At 57.0% G+C, this 875-nt stretch carries 1 protein-coding gene; it reads left to right on the top strand.

The genetic code is table 11. From position 1 onward, the window contains the following. A partial coding sequence (locus N800_RS15045; protein ID WP_232227689.1) for a hypothetical protein occupies positions 1-375 on the top strand: 375 nt, incomplete at its 5' end. Positions 376-875: the final 500 nt, after the last annotated feature.

The raw sequence follows: 875 nt of genomic DNA, 5'->3' as shown, positions 1-875 counted from the left end.
CGGCTCGGCTTAATTCAGGCGTTAGAGCCCATGGCAGCATTCTGGATTCTGGTGGTTGTGCTTCTGCTGTTCTTATCGCTCGTGATCCCTGCGGCGCTTGTGAGTGAGCCACTGCCCAGAAGACGGGCAATGGGCATGTCTTTTGGCCTCGCCTTTTTCGTGGCAAACCTGGCGGGCGCTGCGTTCGTGCTCTATATGGCAGCGCACGGCGTGACCGGTGTTGGTCGGCGTCTTAGCGCAACAATCATTTACTTCAGCGATAGTCCGATTGTATTTTCTTTCGCGCTGCTAGTTGCCTTAGCTCTCCCGGCTTGCCTAGCCGCGGTTGGCTGGCAAATATTTCGCGGAGCTCAGCGTGGTTCGGCTGGGCTCTAACAGTTCATTCAAGCCGAAGACACTTCGTGTCTCGGCTTAATTCAAGCGTTAGGCGGCAGGAAGCAGAGGGTAACGAGCCTTGAAAATCACGGATTTCCTAGTCATGGACTCAGACGGAAACACAATCCCTGCGGACCCGTTCGGGAACAATCTGGCTTTCTGCTGTCCAAGCTGCGGCTATCCCGTCCTCGCGATTACACTCGCCAATCAGCGGGGTAGCGACGAGATGCATCCAGCGATTTGCAGGGGGTGCTACGCAGCGTACTTCTTGGACATTCGTCCCAGCGCTGAGAAGCTCTACGTCCAGGCGGCGGGCTCTGCCGCCTAACAGTTCATTCAAGCGGAAGCCGCTTCGCGGCTCCGCTTAATTCAGCAACTGTCTTGTGATCGTGCCTGTCAGGCCATGATCACTCCCTCCGCACGCAGCTCATCACGCCGTCTCGCGTTGACGATGCCCAACAGCTTTCGCATGGATGCCACCAGCGCCACCTTACCCACCT

Origin of the sequence: Lysobacter daejeonensis GH1-9, from assembly GCF_000768355.1 — a bacterium.
GTDB lineage: Bacteria > Pseudomonadota > Gammaproteobacteria > Xanthomonadales > Xanthomonadaceae > Aerolutibacter > Aerolutibacter daejeonensis.
Note: the sequence above shows the minus strand (reverse complement) of the source record. Positions and strands in the feature narration are given on the sequence as shown.